Annotated in this window: 29 protein-coding genes and 1 other annotated feature; of the genes, 3 read left to right on the forward strand and 26 right to left on the reverse strand. The window is 27.5% G+C overall.

Features of this window, described 5'->3' with window-relative positions; genetic code table 11:
• The 7 genes from M4I33_RS12315 to M4I33_RS12345 all read right to left on the reverse strand — a co-directional run.
• Window positions 1-410, reverse strand: a 410-nt coding sequence (locus tag M4I33_RS12315) for a 1-acyl-sn-glycerol-3-phosphate acyltransferase (RefSeq protein ID WP_257917070.1), incomplete at its 3' end; no start/stop codon positions are given.
• 54 nt (window positions 411-464) lie between these two features.
• The gene (queG, locus tag M4I33_RS12320; RefSeq protein WP_257917071.1) at window positions 465-1,445 is read right to left on the reverse strand and encodes a tRNA epoxyqueuosine(34) reductase QueG; all 981 of its coding nucleotides are present in this window, start codon (window positions 1,443-1,445) and stop codon (window positions 465-467) included.
• Between the two features lie 148 nt (window positions 1,446-1,593).
• A complete protein-coding gene (gene epsC / locus M4I33_RS12325) occupies window positions 1,594-2,190 on the reverse strand; it encodes a serine O-acetyltransferase EpsC (RefSeq protein WP_257917072.1) in 597 nt (198 codons plus the stop codon).
• A gap of 43 nt (window positions 2,191-2,233) precedes the next feature.
• A complete protein-coding gene (gene cysK / locus M4I33_RS12330; RefSeq protein WP_257917073.1) occupies window positions 2,234-3,142 on the reverse strand; it encodes a cysteine synthase A in 909 nt (302 codons plus the stop codon).
• 59 nt (window positions 3,143-3,201) lie between these two features.
• Window positions 3,202-3,436, reverse strand: a binding site (T-box leader).
• 66 nt (window positions 3,437-3,502) lie between these two features.
• Window positions 3,503-4,768 carry a magnesium transporter gene (locus M4I33_RS12335; protein WP_257917074.1) on the reverse strand — a complete coding sequence of 422 codons (1,266 nt, stop codon included), beginning with the start codon at window positions 4,766-4,768 and terminating at the stop codon, window positions 3,503-3,505.
• Between the two features lie 291 nt (window positions 4,769-5,059).
• Entirely contained in the window at window positions 5,060-5,704 is a 645-nt protein-coding gene (locus M4I33_RS12340; protein WP_257917075.1) for a hypothetical protein, read from the reverse strand.
• A 49-nt stretch (window positions 5,705-5,753) separates the two neighbouring features.
• Window positions 5,754-6,632: a YegS/Rv2252/BmrU family lipid kinase gene (locus M4I33_RS12345; protein ID WP_257917076.1), complete on the reverse strand. Its 879-nt coding sequence runs from the start codon at window positions 6,630-6,632 to the stop codon at window positions 5,754-5,756.
• Between the two features lie 191 nt (window positions 6,633-6,823).
• Here M4I33_RS12345 and pssA point away from each other — a divergent pair, with 191 nt between their 5' ends.
• On the forward strand, window positions 6,824-7,345 hold the full coding sequence (pssA, locus tag M4I33_RS12350; protein ID WP_257917077.1) for a CDP-diacylglycerol--serine O-phosphatidyltransferase: 522 nt from the start codon (window positions 6,824-6,826) through the stop codon (window positions 7,343-7,345).
• A 53-nt stretch (window positions 7,346-7,398) separates the two neighbouring features.
• Here the strand turns inward: pssA and M4I33_RS12355 are convergent, their stop codons facing one another.
• The 10 genes from M4I33_RS12355 to M4I33_RS12400 all read right to left on the reverse strand — a co-directional run bounded on the left by M4I33_RS12355 (window position 7,399) and on the right by M4I33_RS12400 (window position 17,295).
• Complete coding sequence (locus M4I33_RS12355; RefSeq protein WP_257917078.1) at window positions 7,399-7,782, reverse strand: hypothetical protein; 384 nt, start codon at window positions 7,780-7,782, stop codon at window positions 7,399-7,401.
• Between the two features lie 78 nt (window positions 7,783-7,860).
• Window positions 7,861-8,076 (reverse strand): hypothetical protein, encoded by a 216-nt coding sequence (locus M4I33_RS12360; protein WP_257917079.1) that lies wholly within the window; start codon window positions 8,074-8,076, stop codon window positions 7,861-7,863.
• Complete coding sequence (locus M4I33_RS12365) at window positions 8,073-8,636, reverse strand: rubrerythrin family protein (protein ID WP_257917080.1); 564 nt, start codon at window positions 8,634-8,636, stop codon at window positions 8,073-8,075. Before M4I33_RS12365 ends, M4I33_RS12360 begins: the two co-directional genes overlap by 4 nt.
• 46 nt (window positions 8,637-8,682) lie before the next feature.
• Window positions 8,683-10,068 carry a SpoVR family protein gene (locus M4I33_RS12370; RefSeq protein WP_257917081.1) on the reverse strand — a complete coding sequence of 462 codons (1,386 nt, stop codon included), beginning with the start codon at window positions 10,066-10,068 and terminating at the stop codon, window positions 8,683-8,685.
• A 3-nt stretch (window positions 10,069-10,071) separates the two neighbouring features.
• Window positions 10,072-11,244 carry a sporulation protein YhbH gene (gene yhbH, locus M4I33_RS12375; RefSeq protein ID WP_257917082.1) on the reverse strand — a complete coding sequence of 391 codons (1,173 nt, stop codon included), beginning with the start codon at window positions 11,242-11,244 and terminating at the stop codon, window positions 10,072-10,074.
• 3 nt (window positions 11,245-11,247) lie between these two features.
• Window positions 11,248-13,170 carry a PrkA family serine protein kinase gene (locus M4I33_RS12380; RefSeq protein WP_257917083.1) on the reverse strand — a complete coding sequence of 641 codons (1,923 nt, stop codon included), beginning with the start codon at window positions 13,168-13,170 and terminating at the stop codon, window positions 11,248-11,250.
• Window positions 13,171-13,276: 106 nt separating this feature from the next.
• On the reverse strand, window positions 13,277-15,040 hold the full coding sequence (gene recQ, locus M4I33_RS12385) for a DNA helicase RecQ (protein ID WP_257917084.1): 1,764 nt from the start codon (window positions 15,038-15,040) through the stop codon (window positions 13,277-13,279).
• Window positions 15,041-15,100: 60 nt separating this feature from the next.
• Window positions 15,101-15,610, reverse strand: coding sequence for a hypothetical protein (locus M4I33_RS12390; RefSeq protein WP_257917085.1), 510 nt, complete (start codon window positions 15,608-15,610; stop codon window positions 15,101-15,103).
• A gap of 83 nt (window positions 15,611-15,693) precedes the next feature.
• Complete coding sequence (locus M4I33_RS12395; protein WP_257917086.1) at window positions 15,694-16,773, reverse strand: histidinol-phosphate transaminase; 1,080 nt, start codon at window positions 16,771-16,773, stop codon at window positions 15,694-15,696.
• A 96-nt stretch (window positions 16,774-16,869) separates the two neighbouring features.
• The gene (locus tag M4I33_RS12400) at window positions 16,870-17,295 is read right to left on the reverse strand and encodes a hypothetical protein (protein WP_257917087.1); all 426 of its coding nucleotides are present in this window, start codon (window positions 17,293-17,295) and stop codon (window positions 16,870-16,872) included.
• A gap of 222 nt (window positions 17,296-17,517) precedes the next feature.
• Here M4I33_RS12400 and M4I33_RS12405 point away from each other — a divergent pair, with 222 nt between their 5' ends.
• Window positions 17,518-17,838 (forward strand): PadR family transcriptional regulator, encoded by a 321-nt coding sequence (locus tag M4I33_RS12405; RefSeq protein WP_257917088.1) that lies wholly within the window; start codon window positions 17,518-17,520, stop codon window positions 17,836-17,838.
• Between the two features lie 11 nt (window positions 17,839-17,849).
• The gene (locus tag M4I33_RS12410) at window positions 17,850-18,527 is read left to right on the forward strand and encodes a hypothetical protein (protein WP_257917089.1); all 678 of its coding nucleotides are present in this window, start codon (window positions 17,850-17,852) and stop codon (window positions 18,525-18,527) included.
• A 30-nt stretch (window positions 18,528-18,557) separates the two neighbouring features.
• Here M4I33_RS12410 and hisE read toward each other — a convergent pair whose 3' ends face one another.
• From hisE to hisG, 9 genes are read right to left on the reverse strand one after another with little or no spacing between them, the layout of a single operon-like run.
• Entirely contained in the window at window positions 18,558-18,890 is a 333-nt protein-coding gene (gene hisE, locus M4I33_RS12415; protein ID WP_257917090.1) for a phosphoribosyl-ATP diphosphatase, read from the reverse strand.
• A 3-nt stretch (window positions 18,891-18,893) separates the two neighbouring features.
• Complete coding sequence (hisI, locus tag M4I33_RS12420) at window positions 18,894-19,226, reverse strand: phosphoribosyl-AMP cyclohydrolase (RefSeq protein ID WP_257917091.1); 333 nt, start codon at window positions 19,224-19,226, stop codon at window positions 18,894-18,896.
• A gap of 1 nt (window position 19,227) precedes the next feature.
• Window positions 19,228-19,992 carry an imidazole glycerol phosphate synthase subunit HisF gene (gene hisF / locus M4I33_RS12425; protein ID WP_257917092.1) on the reverse strand — a complete coding sequence of 255 codons (765 nt, stop codon included), beginning with the start codon at window positions 19,990-19,992 and terminating at the stop codon, window positions 19,228-19,230.
• Between the two features lie 9 nt (window positions 19,993-20,001).
• Window positions 20,002-20,718 (reverse strand): 1-(5-phosphoribosyl)-5-[(5-phosphoribosylamino)methylideneamino]imidazole-4-carboxamide isomerase, encoded by a 717-nt coding sequence (hisA, locus tag M4I33_RS12430; protein ID WP_257917093.1) that lies wholly within the window; start codon window positions 20,716-20,718, stop codon window positions 20,002-20,004.
• 11 nt (window positions 20,719-20,729) lie between these two features.
• On the reverse strand, window positions 20,730-21,335 hold the full coding sequence (gene hisH, locus M4I33_RS12435) for an imidazole glycerol phosphate synthase subunit HisH (RefSeq protein ID WP_257917094.1): 606 nt from the start codon (window positions 21,333-21,335) through the stop codon (window positions 20,730-20,732).
• A gap of 18 nt (window positions 21,336-21,353) precedes the next feature.
• A complete protein-coding gene (gene hisB, locus M4I33_RS12440; protein WP_257917095.1) occupies window positions 21,354-21,935 on the reverse strand; it encodes an imidazoleglycerol-phosphate dehydratase HisB in 582 nt (193 codons plus the stop codon).
• A 13-nt stretch (window positions 21,936-21,948) separates the two neighbouring features.
• On the reverse strand, window positions 21,949-22,983 hold the full coding sequence (gene hisC, locus M4I33_RS12445) for a histidinol-phosphate transaminase (protein WP_257917096.1): 1,035 nt from the start codon (window positions 22,981-22,983) through the stop codon (window positions 21,949-21,951).
• Complete coding sequence (gene hisD / locus M4I33_RS12450) at window positions 22,970-24,274, reverse strand: histidinol dehydrogenase (protein ID WP_257917097.1); 1,305 nt, start codon at window positions 24,272-24,274, stop codon at window positions 22,970-22,972. Before hisD ends, hisC begins: the two co-directional genes overlap by 14 nt.
• A gap of 1 nt (window position 24,275) precedes the next feature.
• Entirely contained in the window at window positions 24,276-24,899 is a 624-nt protein-coding gene (gene hisG, locus M4I33_RS12455; RefSeq protein ID WP_257917098.1) for an ATP phosphoribosyltransferase, read from the reverse strand.
• Window positions 24,900-24,907: the final 8 nt, after the last annotated feature.

Consider the following 24,907-nt stretch of genomic DNA (forward strand, 5'->3'; position numbering starts at 1 on the left):
CAAGTTCTACTTCTTGTCCCTTCTGGGAATATTAAAAGATTTTCTCCGTTTTTTAAAGTTTTAACCATTTTAGTCATAGCTTCTTTATCTGCTGTGTTAGGTTTTACAGGTATGTTTTTAACCATAGCTGTTCCTATCTTTGTTACAGGGTCGTCTGAAAGCTTAACTCCTGCTATAAAATACGGATCAAATTTTTCTTTAAGTAGCTTATTTAAGATTAACCCATCTGAGTTACTTAAATGATTGCAAATAAATATTATAGGCCCATCTAAATCTTTTATTTCATCAAAGCCTTTAACGTGCATAGTAGCATGATTTTTTATGTATCTATCTGTTATCTTTTTACCTGCAAAAACTAAAAAGCTCTCAGGTAATAATCCTATAACCTTAGCCATAAATGGTGATAACATAAGATAATTCACCCACTTCCTCAAAATTAATCAATTTTATTATATTCTAGTAAGCTATAAAAGTCTATCTTTATACCCTTTTAAATAAGGTGATTCGCTTTTAAAACTTTCTATATCTTCGCCTTTATATTTTTTTCTAATTAAGGCATTTCTAATTAGAGTATTTTTACCTCTCCAACCACATGATGTATTTTTAAAGCTCTCTTTAAATTCGCTATTGTTTATATTTATAATATAATCATCTAAAGAATTCTTCATAAAATCTTTTATTTCAAATTCACTTATAGGAGTTTTAGATATATCTTTATTTTTAGGACACTTATTTTGACAACTATCACAGCCAAACATCCTCCCCTTTAAAAGATTCATTTCACTATCTTTTAAATCCTTTTTTTGAGTTAAATAAGATAAACAAATATTTGGATTTCTCTTATAATTATTTATAGATTTAGTTGGACATTCTTTAAGGCAAATATCACATTCTTTACAATCTTTGTATAATTTTATATCACTAAATGTTCCTTTATCTAAGTTTCCTATATCTAAATCAGTAATTATTTCTGAAAGAAAAACAAATGAGCCATACTTTTTAGTAATTATCATATTGTTTTTTCCAATAGTTCCAACCCCAGCTAAATATGCTATATATCTTTCTGGAAGGGAATTACTATCTACAAAACCTAAAGCTTTTCCTCCTAGTGACTCAATAAATTTAATTATAGTATCTAAATATTTAAAAACTACCTTATGATAATCTTCCCCTTTTGTGTAAATAGAAAATCCATTATCTAAAGTATTTTCAAAAGTATTATAAGGAAATGCTATTGAAATTATAGCTTTAGCGTCTTCCATATAGATACTAGGTTCTATTCTTTTTTCTATATCTTTTTCTTCAAACTCATTTTCTAAATTTGAATTTTTCCTAAATAAATAAAAATCTCTAAGTTCTTCAAACTTCCTGCATTTAATAAAACCTATAGTATCTAGGTTTAATTCATTTTTGCAAAAATCAATTATTTTTTTTTGTTTATCCATAATATACACCTATAAAAATAAAATGATATTTAAACCTAAAGGCTTATTTTAATAATCTCCTATACGTTAAAAAAAGTAATGCAAAAAGTTTTAAGACTTTTCACATTACCAATCTATTTTACAATATAAAGCTTAACTTAGCAAATTATTATATTACCATATCATTATATATTCTTTTACTTTTTCCTTTTAAATCAGTTATTTCAATAATGTTATCGTATTTCTCTTCTTTACTATTTCCAATTATTCTAGCTGGAATCCCAACTGCTGTACTATCTTTTGGTATATCTTTTAATACTACTGAATTTGCCCCTATTTTAACATTATCTCCTATATTTATAGGTCCTAGAACCTTTGAACCTGAACCTATGATTACATTACTTCCAACAGTTGGGTGTCTTTTCCCTTTATCTTTTCCTGTACCACCAAGAGTTACTCCATGATATATAGTTACATTATCTTTAATTTCTGCCGTTTCTCCTATAACTACTCCCATACCGTGGTCAATAAATAATCCTTTGCCAATCGTTGCACCTGGATGTATTTCTATTCCACTAAAGAATCTTGATATCTGTGATATAAGTCTAGCTAAAAAGAACCATTTATGCTTATATAACTTATTTGCTATTCTATAAGCTATTAATGCATGAACACTCGGATATAGTAAAAATACTTCAAGTTTACTTCTAGCGGCTGGATCTTCTTCTAATATTCTATTTAAATCATATCTTAAATTTTTAAACACAGCCTCTAAGCCTCCTTATTTTTTCTAATTGTTTAAGCTTTAATTAATCATATAATCCTGTTGATATATATTTCTCTCCACCATCTGGTGCTATAGCTAATACTTTCTTTCCTTTTCCTAATTTCTTAGCTAGTTCTATAGCGGCATATATAGCTGCCCCTGATGAAATTCCAACTAAAACTCCTTCTTCACTAGAAAAATCTTTAGCTATTTTATATGCATCCTCATTTGAAACTTTTACTACTTCATCAACATATTCTTCTTTATATATAGATGGTATAAATCCAGCTCCTATACCTTGTATTTTATGAGGACCTGGTTCTCCGCCTGAAATTACAGGTGAACTTTCTGGTTCTACTGCAATTACTTTAACGCCATCTATATGTTCTTTAAGGTATTTGCCTATTCCAGTTATAGTTCCTCCAGTTCCAACTCCAGATACAAAGTAATCTAAATCACTTAAGTCATTTATAATTTCTATAGCTGTTGTTTCGTAGTGTTTTTCTGGGTTAGCTACATTTTCGAATTGTTGTGGAAGGAAATATCCTTTTTCTTTAACTAATTCGTTAGCTTTTTCTATTGCACCTTTCATTCCTTTAGTCCCTGGAGTTAAGATAAGGTCTGCGCCATAAGCTTTAATTAAAGCTCTTCTCTCTTTACTCATAGTATCTGGCATAATTATAGTTACATTATAACCTTTTAATTTTCCAATCATAGCTAAAGCTATTCCTGTATTTCCGCTTGTAGGTTCAACTATAGTATCACCAGGTTTTATTAATCCAAGGCTTTCAGCTTTTTCAATCATTCCTAGCGCTGCTCTATCTTTTACGCTTCCACCTACATTGAATTTTTCAAGTTTTACATAAACCTCTGCACTATTTTCCTCTACTAAATTATTAACTTTTATTATTGGTGTATTGCCTATTAATTCTAAAATATTGTTATAAATCATCTTAAATCCTCCCTTTAAATCCATTTTTTGTAATAAAAAAACTCCATCTCTAAACTATAATTAGAGACGAAGTGTAAAATCCGCGGTTCCACTCTATTTGAATTAAAATAATTCCTCTTGTGTCAGTACATACATACTTAATTGCTATAACGGGCAATTCCCGAATAACCTTACTATAATTTCAGGTATTAGCTCCAAAGGGCACTTCGTATATATCTTTAATAAAAAGCTTTCAGCTCTGCTTTTCTCTCTGTAAATCTTCAATATACTACTTTCCTTTTTCCTAGCATTTAATTCCTAGTAAATTGATAAACTTTATACTTTTATTATATGCTAGAGTTTATTTTTGTCAACACTTTTTTAATCTTTTGATTTTCTATTTTTCTTTTTCCAAAGTGGATAAAGGTATTCATCTATTAAATCATGTATTATTACTATACCAACTAACTTATCATCTTCATCTACTACAGGAATAGACAAAAGGTCATATTTGTTTGCAAGTTCTATAGCATCTTCTATATCATCTTCATGTCTTAAATATTCAAAATTATCATCCATAATTTCACTAAGCTTTGCTGTAGGCTTTGCTAAAATTAAGTCTCTAAGAGAAATTATTCCTTGAACCTTTTCATCTGAATCTGTAATATAAATATAATACATTGACTCTTCATCAGGTTCCATCTCTTTTAAAATATCTACAGTTTCTCTTACAGTTACATCTAAATTAAGAGAAATAAAATCTTTTGCCATAATACTTCCGACAGCTTCGTCTTCGTATTCTAGAAGTTCTTTAACTTCATCTGCATCTTCTTTTTCAAGATTAATTAAGATATTTTCTCTCTCTTCTTCATTTAATTCATCTAAAAGGTCAGCTATCTCATCGCTTGGCATGTTTTCTAAAAGTTCTTGCGCTTTACTTTCAGATAATTCTTTTAAAATTTTACCTTTGTATTCTTGATCTAATTCTTCTAAAGCATCTGATGCTAAATCATAATCTAAAGATTCAAATACTTGCTTTCTTGAATTAGGGTCTAAGTTTTCTAAGATATCTGCAAGGTCAGCTGGGTGAAGCTTTGATAATTTTTTATAAGGGACTTGAATTTTTAAGTTGTTATCAACCATCTCAAGAGATTCAACATCATCCCACATAATTACTGTATCTTCAAAGTTCTTACCAATTATCTTATAGAAAAATTTTGCAATTCCTGCTATTCCCATTCTTCGAAACTTTGCAAGAGGGCCTGTTTCAACGGCAATTACTCTATATTCTCCTGCAATTAAAGCTATTCTTAAATCATCAACTCTAACTACTTGCTTTCCGTTTATATCTACTATCTTTCTATCTAAAAGATGTCTAGATAATAGATAGCTATATGTTCTTGGAAGTATTTCTTTACTTCCTCTTGATTTCATAATTATTTTACCATCATCATCATAAACTTCTAAATTTTTAAATTCATAATGATAATTAGTACTATCTTTTTTTACTTTATATCCTATAAATCTAGGATATCCATTTTCTGTTGTTACATAAACATCCCTAAGCACTCCTAAAACATCATCAAACTCATCATATATTTTAGTTCCTAGAATGTCAGTAAATAAAAAAACTGTCTTTTTTTTCATAATACTTTCCCCCTTCCAGACATAGAGAAAAGCACCTTTAAAAAAAGACAGACTTAAAAGTGTATTAAAAAGAACTTCCCTCTATTCTGTTTTTATGAGTTTTGGGTTTTCACCAATCTGAGGGCTACCCTCCATTTAAATACACCACCTTTTTACATTTATCTTTACACAAAAAATAAGGTTTTGTTCATCACAAAACCGTTAAATCCAAAAAATTTATAATTCTTCTTAATACTATTATATTATATAGAGTGAAAAAGGCAACCTTTATATAAGATTTTTTCCCTTTTTCTAAGTTTTTTTAAAATTATTTATTCCTTTGTACACATTTAATAAAAATATCCCCTCACTTATAAGTAAATATGGGAAAATCTTTATTTTAAATACCATAAGTGCTATCTCTATAATCATTATAATCATTGTAAGAATTAGAAATAAAACTTCTCTTTTTAAGATATTTGGTTTATCTATAAAAAATAGAAGTGATAAAAAAATTATCCCAAGTATAATAAGACTTACTCCATTTACTATTTCTTCTCCTTTTATATTAATAATATATCCAAAGTTTTTACTTAAACTTACTCCTAAATCTAAATACTTTATCCCTAAAAAGTATATTATAAAAAGAATTAAAGAAATAATATAAAACTTATTAAAAGATAACTTATTAAACCTTAAGTATATATATGATAGAGAAATTGCAAGTACTACTATACTTAAATAATCTAAATAAACAAAAGCTCTAAGTTTATAAATTACTTCTATATCTTTAAGTAAACATAAAAGAATTAAAGAAAGATATCTTAAAAGAAGAGTGAATAATCCAAAAAAAATCAATAATTTTATCTTTTTAGGTGATTTAAAGTTGTTCTCAAAAAGCAAAAAAATTATAAAAAAAAGCATAAATAACAAGCAATTATAATATACGAAACTCATACAAAACTCCTACATAAATACTGATTATTTATACTTATTAATTTTTTATTTAATTTATTCCTAAAACCTCTATTCCGCTCTTTATACATCTTATATCAAGAGGATAATCTGGTCCTTTCTCTCCATCTATATCTGTAACTATATCTTCGTCGCATTCAATTTTAACTCTATCACTTTTAAAGTAAACAACCTTGTTTGAATCTAGATGCTCTCCTCTTAAAACCTTTAAAAATAAAGGCATAAGTTCTATTATTTTAACAGCTTTAAAAATAATTATATCTAACATACCATCTTGAACGTCAGACCTTGTAGCTAAGTTTAAATTTCCAGCTGTCTTTCCATTAAAAACAAGCATTAAATACATATTTCCATCATAGTTGTATTCTTCTGAAGTAACTTTAACTTTAAGCTTTCTAAAGTTTGGGATCTCTTCTAGCCCTTTTATATAGTATGCAAGCTTTCCTATAGTATTTTTTAAATGCACATCAGTTTTTTGAGAAACATCTGTAAAAAGCCCTGAACTAGCTACATTTACAAAGTATTTATCATTAATTTTTCCAATATCAACTTTTTCTGGTTTAAACTCAACTATTTTTTTGCATGCTTTTTTAATGTTTTGAGGAATTTTTAAAACTTTTCCAAAATCGTTTGCTGTTCCTACTGGAAGAATTCCTATAGGAAGTTTTATGCCTTTTTCCATCATTGCATTTACTACTGAATCTACAGTTCCATCTCCGCCTGCAATAAGGATATACGCATAAGATTTATCTATACAATCTAAAGCATCTTTAACGTCTGCTTCTTTGTGAATTCTATATGGGTGAATTTCAAAACCTGCTTTTTGATGAATTTTAATAACAGAATCAAGGCTACTTAAAATTGCATTTTCGCCTGAATAAGGATTATAAATAAAACGTACCCTCTTCATACTAACCTCCGATTATTAATTTAACTAAATGAGATTATATCATTTTTTACATATATTGTCGACTTCGTTACATCTTAATAACCTTAAGACTTCCTTAACTTTCTTATAAATTCTTTTTTTTATTAAAAAGTAACTTATTCTATGCTATAATAATTAAATGAGAATTATTCATATATTGTAGGAGTGGTGATATGAAAAAAAGTTGTATTCCTAACATATTTACTTTTATCAACTTAGGCTGTGGGGTATTATCATTATTATCATGTTTTAATAAAAAGTTTCTTTTAGCAGCTATTTTAATTTTAGTTGCAGGCTTAGTTGATAGATATGACGGAAGAATAGCAAGATACCTTAATGTCTCTAGTGATTTAGGTAAAGAATTAGATTCACTTGCAGACTTAGTATCATTCGGTGTTGCTCCATCAGTTTTACTATTTATATTAATGGAATTAGAAAGTTTTGGACCAAAAGGAATTATAGGATATTGCGTCCTTTTAGCTTTTCCAATTTGTGGTGCTTATAGACTAGCAAGATATAACGCAACAGATTTTGACGGAGTATTTAGAGGTGTTCCTATAACTATTACTGGTGCTGTTTTAGCGGTAGTAGCTCTTTTAGCTTTATACATAACAATTCCTAAAGTTATAATAGTACTTCTAATGATATTAGGTGCATACTTAATGGTTAGTAACATCAAATTAAAAAAAGTCTAATATAAAAATTTAATAATAAAGAAATAGAGAAATGCTTATATATTTGCATTTCTCTATTTTTCTTTTTCTTCTTTTTCTCTCTGTTGTTTATTTTGTAAATTCAAATCCTCGTTTATTTCTGTTAATATTTCATTTTCTAATTCTTTTTTAACTTTACTTTTTTCATTATTTAACCCTATTATTTCATTTTTTATTTTGCTATATTTCATATAATTTTTTTCATAACACTCTATAACTTCTAGAAGACTAGCTATAGTTCTATCAACATGTTCAATATTATCTAAAGCGCTATCTACATCTCTTCCTTTTCTTTTGTTTATATTATTAAGTTCTGCTGCGCCTCCTACAAGTAGTCTATAAGATTCTACTAATTTTTTTAATAAGTCTGCAAGCTTATCCATCTCATTAAAATGGTTTTCCATTAGCTTATTTCCCATAGTCTTAAGCCTCCTAAATAATATATATTAAAAATACGCCTTAAAATAAGATAAGGCGTATTTTTATAGTTTATCCTATTAAATATTATTTATCGAATCCGCAAATTCATCATCCAAGCTTTTCCAAACACTTTTTTCTTCATCTATCACTTTATTTTCTAAATCTATCTCTTCATTTGGAGTAATAGATCTCTCTAAAGTTAGATCTTCTTCTAAAGTTATCATCTCACATTCAACTTCTAAATTATCTAAAACATCATAAAAATAATCTTTAGGCCTTCTTAAAAACATCATCTATTACACTCCTTGCTATAAGGTTTAAAGTACTTTCTTTCATAAGTACATAAAGGACAATGCATAGGTGCGCTCTTTCCTTCATGAATATATCCACAATTTAAACACTGATAGTAAGTTACCTTATCTGAATTAAACATAGTATTATTTTTAATTCTATCTAATAGAGCTTTATATCTTTCCTTATGTGCTTCTTCAACTTCTCTTAATTCTTTAAAAAATGTAGCAATTTCTAAAAAGCCTTCTTTATTTGCTGTTTTTTCAAAATCTAAATAAATGGAATCTGCTTCTTCACCTTCTCCATTTATTGAATCTATTAAATTGTCTTCTGTACTTTTAACATTTTTAAGAAATCTTTTATATGCTTCTCTTAAATGAGCAAACTCATTTTTTGAAGTTTCATCAAAGATATCTCCAACCCACATATAGCCATCTTCTCTTGCTTTTTCTGCATAAAGATTATACTTTGCTCTTGCACGAGACTCTCCTGCAAAAGTTTTATATAAATTTTTTTCAGTTTGACTTCCTTTTAAATCTTTAACTTTTCCTTTTGAATCCATAACATTTCCTTTTAAAATTTCTAATCATTATAGATTATTCTAATCGCTATTTTTTGTTACTATCTGTTATAGTTACTTTTAATTTTTCATCGCAATTTAATATGAATTCATCTGAGTCTCTGCCCTTTGTTATAAGTTTTACTTTATATCCCCAAAGCTTTCCTAAATTTTTAAGAGTTTCTTTTGCATAACTTATTTCAAGTTCTCTTCCGTCAAATACATGTTCTAAAGTTAAAGTGTAATCTCTTTTATTTAAATCTATAACTCTAATATGGGGTATACTTCCTATCCCTGATGAAAATGCTAAATTATCGCGAATACTCTCAAAGCCTAATTCATCTGCTACTTCCTCAACTACAAAATCAAAACTTCTTTTACCATACTGGAATAAGTTAAGCTCTTCACATAACTCTCTAGTTAGATATTTTCTTATAAAAGATGAGTCCCTTTCAAGTGCGCGAACTTCAAAAAGCTTTTCTCTTCCATACTTTTCTTCTAAGTCCATAAATATCTTAAATCCTATATAGTACGGGTTAAGCCCTCCTGGAATAGGTGATACAACATCATTATGTCTTTTTATAAATTCTATAAAAAGTTCTTGATCTAAATTAAGGTTTTTACAAATATTATAATGACAATAACACGCCCAACCTTCATTCATAGTCTTTGTTTCTATTTGAGGCATAAAATACTCTGTCTCTCTTTTTACTATTCTTAATATATTTTTTTCCCACTCTTCAAGGTTTCCATATTCTATAATAAATCCAACAACATCGTCTCTAGGCTCTAATGGAATTTTATCAATTATCGGAGGAATAACTTCCTTATCCATATCTAAAAAGTCACGAGTTTCTATAGAAGATTTATAATCTTTTATTCTTCTTTCTCTAATTTCTAAATCGCTAATTTCCTTAACTCCTATAGCTCTTTTTATACTATATTTAACTGAATGTGCTGCATCTAAAACTTTTTCTACTTTTTCATACCCAATAGACGGGTCATTTATATATCCTCTAATTATTTCAGAGTCTAATTTAAACATCTCTAAAGTTCTATCTGCATTAGTCCCTTCTTTAAACAATCTATTATTCTTAAAAAAATCGTTATGACCGTAAACATGTGCCATAGTAAGTATTTGAAGCATTAAAGTATTATCCTTCATTAAATATGCAAGGCAAGGATTTGAATTAATAACCATCTCATATGGAAGGCCTGTTAAATTTAAAGAATATAAAGTCTTAGTCTTTTCATAAGACTTTCCATAACTCCAATGAGGATATTTAGAAGGCATACCTACGTATGCCTCATATCCTATCATTTCATTAAATCCAACTACATCAAATTCTTGAGGATAATAGTTTAAACCAAGCTTTCTTGCTTCAACTTCAATTTTTTCATTCCATTTTTCTAAGTCTCGCAAGTTGTATTCCAAAGTCTATACCTCCTCCATCTCCTTAGAAAGCATAATTTTAAGTGCTTCCCATAAGTCCTTTTTCTCCTTAACTATCACAGGAATAAAGTTTTCTTCATTTATTTCTTTATCAAACCTATAATACATAGTAGTTGAATACGTAGAAGGTAAAAGTTCTGCATATCCAAACATATTACTTATATCACATAAATCTTTAACTGCCTTCATAGCCTTTTCATTATCTTCAGTCCAGTTATCCCCATCTGAAGCATATACTGGATAAATATTCCACATTTCCGGTGGATATTCTTCTTTAATAGTCTCTAAAGCTAAATTAAGACCGCTAGATATATAAGTTCCTCCAGATTCCGCTTTATGGAAAAATTCAAATTCATTAACTCTTTTAGCTACAGTAGTATGAGAAATAAATTCAAAAGCTAAGTTATTATATTTCCTTCTTAAAAATTTAGATAAAACAAAGAAAAATGACCTTGCTAAATATTTTTTAGAACTATCCATAGAACCAGATACATCCATAATAAATATCATAACTGCATTACTTTCTCTTTTCGGTTTCTTTTTAACTCTGTAATACCTTAAATCCTCTTCCCTAAAAGGAAATCTATCTAATTCTTCTTTAGCTTTAGCTTCTAACATAGCCCTTCTTTTTCCTTGTTTCCTAGCTATTTTAGACATTACTGTCTTCTTTTTAGCAAGTCTTGGCCTTATTCCATACCTTTGATAGCCAGACCTTCTTCCAGAACTTTCACTTATTATTTCTGAATACTTCTTTTTATCTAGGTTTGGAAGATTTAAATCTTCTACTATATAATCTAAAAGTTCTTCTAAAGTTATTTCAGTTTCATATACATCATCGCCTTCATTGTTTCCAGCACCATTTTTTCCGTTACCACTTTGTGGTCTTCCACTTCCTAGTTTATCACCTCGCTTTTCTTCTCCTGTTCCAGTTGCAACTCCTTTTGAGTTTTTGCCATAAACAAACTGATATTCTTTTATTCCTCTAATTGGAATTTTAAATTTTTTATTTTTACCTTCCCCTATAATGCTCTCTTCAGCTAAGATATCCCCTAAATTCTCTTTAATTGACTTCTCAACTAATTGCCTATGCCTTCTTCTGTCTTCAATAGATCTATCATGATCTACAGGATTTACTGTGCTATCTCTAAAGATTGCCATTTTTTAATCCTTCCAAAGGTTGTTTGCTGCATATTTTAAGATTACATCACAGCAGTGAAGACAATATCCATTTTTTTGCATTTCATAAACCATAGCATTATATTTTTCAGTTTGTTCTTTATCTCTTACCCTAGATTTAGTTATTATTCTAGATAAATCCTTAACAGATGCCATTAATTTCTTTTCTATAGCTTCTTTTATTGGCTCGTAAGACTTATAATCTATAATTGCGCCATTTCTAATTAAATAGAACATATAAGACGTAACATCAGCTCTAAATCCTTTAGAAGACGATTCTGATACACCTATTTGCTCTTCTATGCTTCTCATAAAGTCTTCATCTGGATTTAATTCTTCTCCAGTTGAAGTATCTTTAATTTTACTCTTATTTACAAAAGCTTCTGCATTATCTATATAATTATTAAATAGACTTTCAGCTTGTTCTTTAAATGAATGAATAAATGCTTTTGTAATTTCTTTTTCTAAAATCTTATTATATTCTTTTCTTATTGTGTCTTGAATAAATCCAAGATATCTTTTCTTATCATCAGAACCTATATCCATTTCTTTAACTGATTTAATTATGCTCTCCATAATACTTAAAGGATTTATGCAGTTATGCTCAGAGTTTGAAAGTGCATTATCTATAGCTTTAATTATAAATCTTGTACTAATTCCTTTCATTCCCTCATAAGAACCAGCTTCTTCTCTAAGTTCTGCTATATCTATTCTCTTAGTTGAACCTTTTTCAACTATTTCTTCTCCATTATATATTTTAAGCTTAGTTATAGGGTCTACTTTATTTGATGCTGTAAGTCTTGAAAGTACTGCAAACATTGCTGCAATTCTCATAGTATGAGGTGCTATATGAGCATCAAAACTACTCTTTTTAAGGATTTTTTCATATATTTTCTTTTCTTCATCTAATTCTAAACAATAAGGAACCTCGATTTTTACAATCCTATCTAATATAGCTTCGTTTGTATGGTCAGCTTTAAATTTGTTCCACTCAGCTTCGTTTGAGTGAGCTATTATAACTCCATCAAAATAAATCATAGAACCTTTACCTGGAGATGGAATAGATTTTTCTTGAGTTGCTGTAATTATAGTATGAAGGTATTCAACATCATTTTTAAATAATTTTATAAATTCAACCATTCCTCTATTACCAACGTTAAAAGCTCCATTTAATGAAAATATTCTAGGGTCATCTTCTGAATACATATCCATTTTTGATATATCTATTGACCCTGTAAGTATAGATGTATCTTGATTGTTTGGATCTACTGGTGGAACTACTCCAACACCTTTTCTAGACCTTATAGAAAAGCTTTTAGTTTCAACTGGTATCTCTTCATATTCACCCTTAAATTCATGCATAAGTCTATATTTACATACTGGGCATAAATCACCTTCTATTTTAACTCCTAGCATTTTTTCAAATTGAGGTCTTAAATGTTTTGGAATTAAATGAAGAGGTTCTTCATGCATAGGGCATCCTTTAATTGAATAAATCTTTTGGCAAGATTCTAATGCCTTTTTAACAGATTCAACTAAAGATGATTTACCAGCACCTACAGGTCCTACTAAATACAATACTTGTCTTGATTCTTCACCTTTCATTGCAGCTGAATGAAAATAATTTACAAGTTTCATAAGAATTTTATCTATCCCATAAAACTCATCTTTAAAAAATCCATATTTCCTTATAATTTCATTTCCATGAATTCTCTTTACTTTGTAATTATCTTCACCCTTTAAAGTTTCTACTCCCTCTTCCATTATTCTGTCATAAACTCTTTTGTGAGATAACTTTGCAATATCTGGATTCTCCTTTACAAGTTCTAGATATTCCAAAAATGTACCATTAAATTTTTCTTTTTCTCTATTTTCTCTATCATGCTTAATAAAATCTTTGAAGTTCATAACCTACCCCCTCCTTCTCTAGTTAAAATATATTCAAGTAAAGGGATGTTCTATGACAAAAAAAATAGAACCAGAAAAATTTTTTCTGATTCTTAATAATTTTATATTAAAATTTTCTAACTAAATCTAAAATATCTTCGCCGTATTTTTGAAGCTTTTTCTCTCCCATACCTCTTATATCAAGTAGCTCTTCCTTTGTCTTTGGTTTATTATTTGCTATATCTATAAGAGTTGTATCTGAAAACATTATATAAGGCCTAATATTTTCTTTAACAGCTGTAATTTTTCTATAACTTTTAAGTGCTTTTAAAAGTTTTGGATTTAAGATTACATCTTCTTCGTTTTCTATTTTCATTAATACTTTTTTAGAATTCTTCAAAATATCTAATGAATTATTATTTAATATAAGCATAGAGTATGTTCCTTCTTTTAATGAAACATAATTTAATTTAATTAATCCATTAATAATTTCTTTAATCATCTTTGTAGTGTATTCTCTCATAAGCCCAAATGTTGTAACTTCGTATAGTTTGTTAGCCTTTACCTTAGGTCCTTTAACCCCTCTTAAAATATCTATTAAAACTGATATTCCAAATCTTTCGCGAGTTCTATAAACTGTAGCTAATATTTTTTGAGATTCTATAGTAAAATCACGAACTCCATCCATACTAAAACAGTTCGAACAATTATTACAAAAATTAAGTGGTTTTTCTTCTCCAAAATATTTCAAAATAAATTCCTTAAAACATCCCTCATACTCTAAAAAATTTATCATATCCTGAAGCTTCCTTAAAGACACCTCTATTCTGCTAAGTGGAATACTTTTGTGAATCATATACTCTACTCTTTCTATATCACTTTTAGAGTAAAACATATAGCAACTACATTCTAGGCCATCTCTTCCCCCTCTTCCTATCTCTTGGAAGTAGGACTCTATATTTTTAGTTAAACTAACGTGTACTATAAATCTTATATTAGATTTATCTATTCCCATACCAAAAGCATTAGTTGCAACCATTATGTTTGTTTTCTCATTTAGAAAATCTTCTTGATTTTTATCTTTTTCTTTATCTGACAGACCTGCATGATATAAAGAAACACTATAGCCTAAACCTTTTAATGCAAAATAGATAGACTCTACTTCTTTTCTTGAATTACAGTAAATTATTCCGCACTCATCTTGGTGAAACCTTACTATACTTTTAAGTTCTTCTTCTTTATCTATCTCTTTTAAAACATTTATTTTAAGGTTACTTCTGTTTACGTTGCTAATATGTATATAAGGAGATTTAAGACCTAAAAGATTAATAGAATCTTCTAAAACTTCCTTTGTTGCAGTTGCAGTAAATGCTGAAAGATTAGGCTTACTTTTTAAGCTTTCACGAAAAGCTTTAATTTCTCTATAGCTTTCTCTGAAATCGTGACCCCACTGAGATACGCAGTGAGCCTCATCTATAGCTATATGAGAGATATTTAAACTATTTATCATATTTTTAAAATAGTTAGATTTAAGCCTTTCTGGCGCTATGTATATAATTTTATATAACCCAAGGGAAGCATCTTTTAAAATCTCTTCAATTTTTTCCTTTGTTAAAGTACTATTTATAAAAGTAGAGTTTATTCCACTCTCCCTTAAACTGTCTACTTGATCTTTCATAAGTGATATTAAAGGAGAAATTACTATAGTTATTCCATCTAATAGTAAGCTTGGGATTTGGTAACATAAAGACTTTCCTCCGCCAGTTGGCATAAGGCAAAATAAATCTTTTCCGCTTAAAATAGAATCTATTATTTTAAGTTGTCCTTCTCTAAATGTATCAAACCCATAGAACTTTTTTAAAGCATGATACGCCCTTTCTCTGTTATTCATCCTCTTCTCCTTTTCTAATTTTCTAGTATAATTATTACCTATTATACTATATAAAAACCATCATTTTCTATTATTTAAATAGATAATTGTGCTACATACAATTAAAACCCCTAAAAAACTTAGTATTGAAATCCTAAGTAAGCTATAATTATACCTATGCCAAAAGCTTGTATCTTTTAGTTTTACTGAAGAAAGGACAGGAAACCAGTTATCTACTTCAAAAAACAAAATATTACTATCACTTTTATGTTCTAAAAATTTTCCTGTAACTACAAAATCTCTAAATGAAGGGCTACCTATTTCAAAATTTGCAATTTCTTTATAGGGCTCTTTTCCACACAATTTTATTTTATTAATATCTATATGTCTTATATTTTTTGAAACAACATATTCCTTTAAATGTTTTTTGCCATAAGTAACTAAAATATCTCCATCTATTTCACTATATCTTATTTGAATATTTATTTTAGATTCATCATAAACTTTTTCACTAAATGCTTTTTTGTAAGGCAAATATGGAATCATTATAATTAATATGAAAACTATAATCCCTAAAAATACTTTTTTCATAACAAAAGCTACCTCTACTTAATAAATTTAAGAGAAATTCTCTTAATTATTTATATTAGAGATAGCTTATCTTTATAATTAAATTACATATTAATTATATCTTTTAAGTTTTTAATTAAGTTTTTATTTTCTTCTTCTTTTAAAATGCAAACTCTAAAGAAATTTTCTGATAATCCTAAAAATGAAGAACAATCCCTAATTATCATTCCCTTTTCAAGTAATTTTTCATAAAGCATTTTAGAATTTAAATCTTTTTTAGTTATTTCACATAGAATAAAGTTTCCTTTACTTTCGTAAGGCTTAATTCCATCTATATCTTTTAAGTTATTATAAAGATATTCTCTTCCTTTTTCCATATGTTTAATTGTGAAATTTATATATTCATCATCTTTAAACATAACTTCACCCATAAGGACACCAAATATATTTATATTCCAAAGGTCTAATTCTTTATTTATACTTTGGAAAATATTTTTATCTGATATAAGTCCATATCCTAACCTTATTCCAGGAGTTGAGAAAAATTTTGAAGTACCTCGAATTACAAATAGCTTATTAAAATCATCAACTAAAGGAGTACTTGAATACTTTTTAGTATCTGTAAATTCAATATAAGTTTCATCAACCATAATAAATGTATTAGTATTTTCTAAGATGCTTTTTATTTCATCTTTATTAAAAGCAAACCCAGTTGGGTTATTTGGATTACAGATAATAACTAAATCATAATTTTTACTATTTATTTCTTTTATAAATTCATCTTTATCTATCTTAAAATCATTTTCTTTTTTTGAAAAAAAGTCCTCTACATCGCAATTTACTTTTAAAAGTTCTTTTTTATACTCTGAGTAAGCAGGCGATATAAGAAGCGCTTTCTTTGGAGAAATAGTACTTATAAATGATGATATAAGTTCTGTAGCTCCACTTCCAAGTATTATATTTTCCTTTTTTGAATTACAATAATATCCTATAGCATCTTTTAAGTTTTTATATTCTGGGTCTGGGTAAATAGATACCATATCTATATTATCGCATACAGCTTTCTTTGCCTTTTTTGAAGCACCAAATGGATTTATATTTGAACTAAAATCTTTAATTTCACTTTTATCTATTTTTAATTCATTCTCTAAATCAAAAAGATTTGCACCATGTTTAACTGACATAAAAATTCCTCCATTAAAATAATATATAACATTATATCATATAGAGAATTTTTAAGTATAATCTTATAAAAAAATTTAGGCTTATATTATCTCAGCCTAAATTTCTACATTAATATTTGAATTTATTTTCATATCTATAATTCCGTTTTCGTCAATATTTGTTATATCAACATTTACATCTCCACTATACCCTTTTTCAATATAGCCGACTAAAGTAATATTATTTTCATTTTTCTCTTTATCTAAGTAATTTATAAATATTGCTTCACATTCATCTTTACTCTTATTTTTTATGTCAATATTGTAGTCAGCTTTTGACTCTAAATTTGGCATTGAAACTTTCTTTTCCGAATCAACATAATAAATATTTAATCCAGTAATATTAGAATTAGTGTTATTGTTTATTTTAACCTTCACATGAGAATAATAAGTAATGTTTTGAAACGCAATAATAGTAATAGCTAATATTATTAGAAATAAACTGAAAATAGTTACCCCCTTACCTTTTAGAATCTTTATCATAAGTTCATCCCCTTTTACACAATATTTAATTACCTCTTATATATATTAATTCTTTATTTATCCTTTTTTTCCTTTATTTAAATTATGCACAATTTATTAATACTTTAAGAATTCTTTTAATATTAAACTTATTTACAGCTACTTTGCATTGCATAGTACTATTTTTTGTGATATTATGGTAAAAACTACTATGCAATGCATAATAGAATCGGAGGAATATATTTGAATAATAATTCGCAAATGCTAAAAGGCATTCTAGAAGGATGTATATTACAAATAATAAATACAAAAAAAGAAACTTATGGTTATGAAATAGTTTCTGAAATTCAACATTATGGATTTAAAGATATAAGCGAAGGAACTATATACCCATTATTAACAAGATTACAAAAGGGAGGTCTACTTAATTCTATAAAAAAGCCATCTCCCCTTGGACCTAATAGAAAATACTACTCTATAACGAATGAAGGTTTAAAGGAATTAAAAGATTTTAAAGAGACTTGGATAGAATTAAATATATTCGTTTCAAATATTTTAAATTAAGGAGGATATTTATGAATAATAATGCTAAGGAAAACATTAATTTTAACTACAAAAATATAAAAAAAATAGATGCAAAGTATGATTCTCTAATTACTGATATAGTTTGCTATATCAGGTTAGAACTTTTAGAAAATGATGCTGAAGAAGCGATAGATGATATATTAGATATGTTACTTTCAGCGCAAGTTAGAGGTGAAGATCTTTATGACTTTGTAGGAAATGACTTTAAGAAATTTTGTGATGATATAATAGATTCTTATAGACAAAACTCTAAATCATATAAATATAAATTAATATTTGAAAATGCTATAACTGTATTAAAGCTACTTCCTTTTTTTATTTCACTAAGCTGCTTTACTGAACTTTTTTCATTAAAAAATATAAGCTTAAATACGTTGCTAAATACAGATTTTAATCTTAAAGTTTCAGTTATAATTACATCAATATGCCTTATTATATCTATAAATATATTATTAGACTTATGTTTAAAGCCAAATAATAATAGTAAATTTAAAAATTACTTATACCTTTTTACTATATTTTTTATAACTATGGCTTTTCCTATTATTTTTAATAGTATATTTAATAATCCTATTTTAATTTCTATTCCTAATTACTTAGTATGTTTTATTATATCTATTATAATTTTAGTTATATATATTCCAAAGCTTATTCCTTCAAAAGAATAAAATATTTAAAAGGACTTAAATTAAGTCCTTTTAAATATTTTCTATACTCTTTCTCTCACCTTTAAAGTTATTTATCTTTTTACTACGTTCTTTAAGCTCATTTGTAATATCTTCTAGAGAAATTCCTATATCAGAAGATAGAACAAGCAAATGATATAAAAGATCACACATTTCGTTTACCTGTTCTTCTTTGTTATCCTCTTTCATGCTAGCTATTATCAGTTCTGTGCATTCTTCCCCTACCTTTTTTAAAATCTTTTCTCTTCCTTTTGAAAAAAGATAGCTAGTATAAGACCCTTCGTTTGAAAGTTTATCTTTTCTGTTTTCTATAGTGTTATATAATTCATTAATTATTCTTTCCAAAAATTAATCTCCCCCTTCTAATTCTCTATAAAAACAACTTCTTTTTCCGGTATGACAAGCTACCCCAATTTGATCTACTAATATTAAAATTGTATCTTTATCACAATCTATTTTTATATTTTTTACTATTTGAAAATTCTTAGATGTCTCTCCTTTATTCCAAAGTCTATTTTTGCTTCTACTAAAAAACCATGTGTGTTTTGTTTCTAAAGTCTTTTTTAAACTTTCTTTACTCATATATCCAAGCATTAATACTTCTAAATTTTTATAATCTTGAATTATACAAGGAACTAGTCCATTTCCTTTATCAAAATCTATATCTAAAAGCCTAATCATATTAAACCCTTCTAACTGGAATTTTTTCTGTTTTTAAAAATTCCTTTACTTCTTTAATATTTAATTCTCCATAATGAAACAAGGAAGCTGCAAGTGCAGCATCTGCAATATCGCCTTCTAAAACTTCTTTAAAATGTTCTATTTTACCGCAGCCTCCAGATGCTATTATAGGTAAATTAGAAACCTTTCTAACTTCTTTAAGCATATCTAAATCAAAGCCTTTTTTAGTTCCGTCTCTATCCATAGATGTTAATAGAATTTCTCCAGCCCCTAATTTTGTAATTTCTTTAGCCCATTTTAAAAGGTCTATTTTAGTATCAACTCTTCCACCATTTATAAATACATTCCACCCTGAATTATCTTCTCTTTTTTTAGCATCTATTGCGATAACTATGCATTGACTACCAAATATATTTGAAGCTTCTTTTATTAAGCTTTTATTTTTTACTACGCTAGAATTTAAACTTACTTTATCTGCGCCACACCTTAGTATTTCTCTTATATCATCAATATTTCTAATCCCACCACCTACTGTAAATGGAATGAAAATTTCACTAGCTGTCTTTTTAACAACATTTTTCATTATTTCACGTTCTTCGTTTGAGGCTGTTATATCTAAAAATACTAATTCGTCAGCTCCTTCATCATTATAAAATTTAGCTAGTTCTACTGGGTCTCCAACATTTTTTAATTTATTAAAATTTATTCCCTTAACTACTTCCCCGTTTTTTACATCTAAGCAAGGTATTATCCTTTTTGTATGCATAAATATCACCTAGCCCTCTAATAATTTTATACTTTCTTTTAAAGATAACCTGTTTTTATATAATGCTTTTCCTGTTATAACTCCATATAAATTAAGTTCTTTTAAATTTTTAATATCTTCAATATCTTTAACTCCACCAGATGCTGTAATATCTATATTTACTTCTTCTTTAAGATTTTTAAGCATCTCTATATTTACACCTTCTAAAGTTCCATCTTTACTTATATCAGTTACTATAATATTTTGTACCCCTATCTTTTCTAAATCCTTTGCAAAATCAATATATTTAACCGTGCTTTTATGAAACCAACCTAAAGTGCACACATACCCGTCTTTAAAGTCTATAGCTACCGCTATTTTTTCTTTATATTTTTTTATAGCTTCTTTTAAAAAGTTTAAATCTTCTATAGCTTTAGTCCCAAGAATTACTCTATCTACTCCACAAGCTATTAATTCTTCTAAATCTTTAATGCTTCTAACTCCACCACCTACTTCAATTGGTGTTTTCAAACTTTTTTTAAGGTTTGAAATTACATCCTTATTTATAACTTTTCCGCATTTTGCCCCATCTAAATCAACTATGTGGATATATTTTGCTCCACACCTTTCAAAATCTAATGCAATTTCTAATATATCTTCACCTACTATTTCCTTTTTCCTATAATCGCCTTTATAAAGCCGTACTGGTTTTCCATCAATTATATCTATAGCTGGTATTATAATCATTTTTGCCCCCTTTAAATATTATTAAATGCTTTTAATATCTTAAGTCCATCCTCTCCTGATTTTTCAGGATGAAACTGTGCCCCTATAATATTTCCTTTTCTAATTAGCCCTGGAATTTTAATATCGCCATAGTGAGAATATAAAATTAAATCATTAATATCATAATCTATTGCATAAAAGGAATGGACATAATACATAAATGTTTTATTTTTTATTTCTTTAACTAAAAAATCATCCTTATTTTTATCTATTGAGTTCCAACCTATATGAGGTACTCTAACCATTTCTCGGTCTAATTTAATCACTTTCCCCGAAATCAAACCAAGCCCTAAAGTCTCTCCCCCCTCATAGCTCTTTTCAAAAAGAAGCTGCATCCCAAGACATATTCCAAGAAGAGGTTTATTTATTTTTGTCATATTTATTAAAAAAGAATCTAAGGAATTATCTTTTATATACTCTATAGCATCTTTAAATGCTCCAACCCCAGGTAATATATATCTATCACAACTTTCTAATTCTTCTATGTTTCTTGAAATAATATAATCTATCTTTAAGAAATCTAATGCATTTGCTATACTTTTTAAATTCCCCATTCCGTAATCTACTACCCCAATCATATTTAAGCCTCCTATAAATTAAATTGTGCCTTTAGTGCTTTGAAGTTTTTCACTTGTGATTTCCTTTGCTATTTTTAGACTTCTTCCTAAAGCTTTAAATATAGCTTCTATTTTGTGGTGATCATTTTTACCGTAAAGAATTTTAGAGTGAAGAGTTATTTTTGCATTAAAAGCAAAAGCCCTTAAAAACTCTTCTACCATCTCAGTTGAAAAATTATTTATACTCGTCCTCTTAAAATCGCAATCAAAAACTAGAAAGGGTCTACCACTTATATCTATAGATACAAAAGCTAAACTCTCATCCATAGGAACATAAAAGCTTCCGTATCTCTCTATACCTTTTTTATCTGAAATAGCTTCTTTAAAAGCTTTTCCAAGTGCTATTCCAATATCCTCTATAGAGTGGTGGTCGCAAACATTTAAGTCTCCCTTGCATTTAATCTTTATATCAATTGAACTATGAAAAGCTAAAAGTTCTAGCATATGATCAAAAAATCCAATACCTGTACTTATTTCACTATGTCCTATACCATCTAAGTTTATATAAGCTTCTATGTTAGTTTCATTAGTTTTTCTGTTTATGCAATATTCTCTCCCCAATTTTTTGCCCCCTTTAGTTATAAAAACTATTTATTTTATCGATTAATATATTATTTTCAGAAAAACTTCCAACAGAAATCCTAAAACTATCATCTTTAAAACTTCTAATTAATATTTTATTTTCTTTTAAATAGTTTACTAATTCTTCTTTAGATTTACTTCTTCCAAATATATAATTACCAAAAGACTTATAAAACTTAATATCTAAATTATTTGCATTTTGAATTTCTTTTAATCTATTAAATAATCTTTCTCTTTCATTTTTTATATATTTTATTGAGCTATTTATACTATCTGTATCTTTTAAAATTTCACACCCTATAATTTGAGATATACTATTTACGTTATATGGAACTTTATTATTATTTAGACTTTGTATTAGGTTCTTGTTTCCTATTAAAAATCCAACTCTTATAGAAGCTAACCCAAAGGCTTTTGATAGTGTCCTTGTAACTAGCAAATTATCATAGTCTTTAATCTTTTCTATAATAGTTTCTTCATTAAACTCAGTATAAGCCTCATCTATAAGTATTTTTGCATTTTTATATTCTTTTAGAAGCTTTTCTATATCATTATTTTTAATAGTAAAGCCTGTTGGATTGTTTGGATTTGAAAAAATAATTAATCTTATTTCCTTTTTCTCCCTAATGCTTAAAAAATCCTCTATTTTATAGCTCCCATCTTCCTTGCAATCTATTTTTAATAAATTTCCTTCGTTTATTTGAACGTAATAATCATACATTGAAAAATCAGGATTTAAAGTAAGAACCTTGTCACCTTTATTTATCAAACTATTAATAACTAAAGCTATCATTTCATCTGAACCATTTCCACATATTATAGAGTCTTTATCTATTCCTATATATTTAGAATAAGCTTCTCTTAGATTTAAGTTTTCACTTTCAGGATACCTATTAAAAGAAGCTAATTTTATCTTTTTTAAAATCTCTTCTAAAGCTTCTTCTTTTAAGTTAAATGGACTTTCATTTCCATTTAACCTTATAAAATCACCTTCTTCTATTTGGTTATACTTTTCAATATTTCTCATCTTCTAGCCTCACCTTCACAGAAAAGGAATGGGCAGTTAATCCTTCCTTGTTTGCAATATCTATTATCTTTTCTCCATTATTTAAAAGATCTTCTTTTGAATAATATATATAAGAGGATTTTTTCATAAAGTCTTCTACCGATAAGGGAGATGAAAACTTAGCAGTTCCTCCTGTAGGTAAAACGTGATTAGTCCCAGCAAAATAATCTCCTACAGGTTCTGGAGAATATTCCCCAAGAAATATAGAGCCTGCATTTTTAATCTTTTCTAAATAAATCTTTGGATTATCTAAAAAAATTTCTAAATGTTCTGGTGCTATTTCATTTGAAATAGTAAAAGCCTCTTCTATATCTTCTATTATTATTATTTTCCCAAAATCATTTAAAGACTTTAAAATAGTATCCCTTCTAGATAGATTTTCTACTGCTTTACTTATTTCTTCTTTTACTCTTTTAGCTAAAAGTTTAGAAGTTGTTATAAGAATTGCTGATGCTAAAATATCATGTTCAGCTTGACTCATTAAATCTGCCGCAATATATTTGGGATTACTATTTTCATCTGCAATAATTAATATTTCGCTAGGGCCTGCTATCATATCTATATCAACATCTCCAAAAACCTCTCTCTTTGCAATAGATACATAGATATTTCCAGGCCCTACTATTTTTGATACCTTTTTAATGCTTTCTGTTCCATAAGCTAATGCAGCAATACCTTGTGCCCCTCCGACTTTATATACTTTATCAATACCTAAAATCTTAGAAGTTACTAAAACATAGGGATTAATTTTATTATTTTTATCTGGAGGAGTTATAATTACAATCTCTAAAACTCCTGCTACTATAGCTGGTATAGCATTCATTAAAACAGAGGATGGGTAGCTTGCAGTCCCACCTGGTACGTAAAGACCAACTCTCTCTAAGGGAGTGACCTTTCTTCCTAAAAAGGTTCCACTTTCTCTATTTATTCTATATGGAATAGGTTTTTGAAAATTATGATACTCTAAAATATTTTCTTTTGCTTCTTTTATATTTTCTATAAATTCACTTGATACATTTTTAAATGATTCTTCAAATTCTTCATCACTTACTAAAAATTCATAAGCATTTACTTTATCAAATTCTTTTGTATACTCTTTTAATGCTTTATCACCTTTTGCCCTTACATTTTCTATAATTTCTTTTACTATTTTTATTTTGCTTTCGTCAATTTTACTCTTTCTATTTTTAAAACTTAAAAGATCATAATTATTTTTTAAATCTTTATAATAAACCTCTTCGATATTTAGCATATTAAATCTCCTCTCTTATATCATTCAAAAACTCCTTTATTTCTTTTGATTTTAATTTAAAGCTTGCTTTATTAACAATTACTCTAGCACTTATATCACAAATTGAATCTAAAACTATAAGTCCATTTTCTTTAAGAGTTGTCCCAGTTTCCATAATATCTACTATTCCATCACAAAGGTTTAATATAGGTGCAAGTTCAACTGAACCCTCAATTTTTATAATTTCAACATCCATCTTTAACTTTTCAAAATAATCTCTAGCTACCTTTGGATATTTAGTTCCTATCTTTAAGCTCCCAACCTTTTCGTAAATATTATTATTAGGTAAAGATGCAACTATAAATTTACATTTTCCAAGATTTAAATCTAAAACTTCAAAATACTCCTTTTCACTTTCTAATAAAGTATCTTTTCCTACTATACCAATATCAGCTACACCGTGTTCTACATACGTTATAGAGTCTTTTGACTTAACTAAAAAGTACTCTATATCTTTCTTATTATCTTTAAATACAAGCTTTCTTCCCTTATTTTTAAGTTCATCTATGCCATAACCTACCTTTTCTAATATTTTAACTGTATCTTTTTCAAGTCTTCCTTTAGTAAGTGCTATACTTATAGTCATAAAATCCC

The sequence above is a fragment of the Clostridium sp. LY3-2 genome (genome assembly GCF_024705715.1).
Taxonomy (GTDB): domain Bacteria; phylum Bacillota; class Clostridia; order Clostridiales; family Clostridiaceae; genus Clostridium.